2 protein-coding genes are annotated in these 2623 nt (G+C 70.2%); both read right to left on the bottom strand.

Annotated elements, in window-relative coordinates; translation table 11 throughout:
- A partial coding sequence (locus D7X74_RS41175) for an AMP-binding protein (RefSeq protein WP_233595893.1) occupies positions 1-541 on the bottom strand: 541 nt, incomplete at its 3' end.
- A 192-nt stretch (positions 542-733) separates the two neighbouring features.
- On the bottom strand, positions 734-2623 hold a 1890-nt coding region (locus D7X74_RS41180), incomplete at its 5' end, for an Hsp70 family protein (RefSeq protein ID WP_120538373.1).

Consider the following 2623-nt stretch of genomic DNA (forward strand, 5'->3'; position numbering starts at 1 on the left):
GCCCCAGGTTGTGCAGCAGGTTCGCGTGCGTGAGCATCACGCCCTTGGGCGTGCCCGTGCTCCCGGACGTGTACTGGAGGAACGCGAGCGACTCCGCGCCCACGTCCGGCGTGCGCCAGTCCTTCTCACCGCCCTCCGGCAGCGCGTCCGTCGCCATCCAGTGCAGCGCGCGGAAGTCCGGCGCCTGCTCGAAGACGAAGTCCGACAGCTCCAGGATGCCTGACGTGGTGAGCACCACCGACGCCTGCGCGTCCTGGATGATGGCGCGCAGGCGGGGCAGGGTGCGCTCCAGGCGCATCGGGTCCGGCGGATAGGCGGGCACCGCCACCGCGCCCGCGTAGAGGCAGCCGAAGAAGCCCGCGACGTAGTCCAGGCCCGGCGGGTAGAGCAGCAGCACGCGCTCGCCCACCGCGCCTCGTGCCTGCAACGCCGCGGCGATGCGACGCGCGCGCACGTCCAGCTCGAAGGCGCTGAGCACGACCTCGTCGCCGTCCACCTCTCCGAGGAAGGTGTAGAGCGGCGCGTGGGCGGAAGGCCCCACCGCGAGATTCAACAGGACGCCAGGAAGGGTTCGCGAGAAGTCAGGCACGGTGAGCCGTCCGAAGTGTCGAAAAAGCGCCGACACTTCTTAGCAGCCCTTGCGCGCAATCCCGCAGGCACTCGCCGTGCCTGGCCCTGCTACGTACCTGTTGTCGCCAGCCCACTCAGGGAGCAGGGGTTGGCGTCGCGAAAATCAGGCGCGGCCGAAGAGTCCCTTCAGCCAGCCCATGAAGCCCTTCTGCTTCGACACCACCACTGCGTCCGGTGTCAGCACCGGTGCGACAGGCGCCGCCGTGGCCACGTTCCGCGCACCGCTGGCGTGGGCCGCCGACGCACTGTTGCCTGCTCCAGGAGCAAGCGTCGGAGGCAGCGGGCCCAGCTCGGGTTCCGTCTGGGCCAGGCGCGCCTTCACGGCCTCGGGCGTGTCCCGCGTGGTGAAGGTGCTGACCACCTCGCGGCCCGTCGTGGCCTCCCGGGCAATCACCTTCAGCAGCGACTCGTTGCTGACCTCGAAGGTGACCGTCACCTGCACCGCGCCGCGCGGACGCCTGGGCAGACCCGCGAGCCGGAGCGTGCCCAGGTATTCGTTGTCCGGGGCCCGTTCGGCGTCGCCCTGGAACACGGACAGCTCCAGCTCCGTCTGATCATCCCGGTGCGTGGAGAGGGTGTAGATCTTGGAGGCCGGCAGCGCCACGTTGCGCTCCAGCACCGGCTTGAAGCGCCCACCCGGCAGCCCCACGCCAATGGCCATGGGCAGCACGTCGATGAGCACCACGCCTTCCAGCTGTCCCAGGCTGTGCGCCAGGAGCGCCGCGCCCAGCGCCACGGCCTCGTCCGGGTGCACGCCCTTGCTGGGCGGCCGGCCGAAGAACTTCGTGATCTTCTCGTGCACCAGCGGGAAGCGGCTCTGCCCACCGACGAGGATCACCTCGTCGATGTCCTGCGGCTTCAGCCCCTTGGCCTGCAGCACCTCGTCACAGACCTGCACGGTGCGGTCGACCAGCTTCTCCGTCAGCGCAATCAGCTTCTGGCGCGTGAGCGTGACGTCCAGGTCGTACGGCTTGTTGTCGATCATCGTCACGAAGGCCACGTGCACCCGCATCTCGGAGCGCTCGGACAGGGCGCACTTGGCCCGCTCCGCCGCGTCGTTGATGCGCTGCAGGGCCACGCGGTCGCCCTGGAACGTCCGGCCCGTCTGCTGCCGGAACTCCTCCAGGAGGTACTCGACGATGGCGTTGTCGAAGTCGATGCCGCCCAGGAACGTGTCACCGCCGGTGGAGATCACCTCGTAGACGGTGTCGTGCAGCTCCAGCACCGACGCGTCGAAGGTGCCACCGCCCAGGTCGTACACCAGCACCCGCTGGTTGAGCTTGCGCCCGTAGCCGTACGCCAGCGCCGCCGCCGTGGGCTCGTTGAGGATGCGCTCCACGTACAGGCCCGCGAGCTTCCCCGCCTCGCGCACCGCCTGCCGCTGGTTGTCGTTGTAGTAGGCGGGCACCGTGATGACCGCCCGCGAGATGGGCTGGCCCAGCTGGTTCTGCGCCACCTCGCGCACCTCGCGGAGGATCAGCGCGGAGATCTGCTGGAGCGAATAGATGCGATCGCCCAGCCGCACCGCCGCCTCGCCCGACTGACCGGCGGCGATCTCGTAGTGGAAGCGATCCTTGATCTGCTCGACGATGGGCGAACCGTACGGCCGGCCGACCAGGCGCTTGGCGCCGTACACCGTCTGGCGCGGGTTGGTCAGCATCTGCCCCTTGGCGGGGTGGCCCACCACCAGCTTGCCGCGCTGGTTGAAGGCGAGGATGGAGGGCACCGTGTTGTGGCCCTCGCGGCTGGGCAACACGCCCGGCTTGTTGCCGCGCACGAACGCGGCGCACGAGTTCGTCGTTCCCAGGTCGATGCCAATCACCGGACCCGTCCGGGGCGGCTCCGCGGTGTTCAGCTCCAGCGCCTCCGCCGTCACCATCTCCAGCGCGGGAGCGGCGGGCGTTCCCCCGGGCCCGTCTGGCCGGGCGGGCGTGGCGCCAGCCTCAGCGGGCGCAGGCGCGGCGGTGAGCAGGGCAGGGGCGGCGACGGGGGT

Source organism: Corallococcus sp. CA047B, from assembly GCF_003612065.1.
Classification (GTDB): domain Bacteria; phylum Myxococcota; class Myxococcia; order Myxococcales; family Myxococcaceae; genus Corallococcus; species Corallococcus praedator.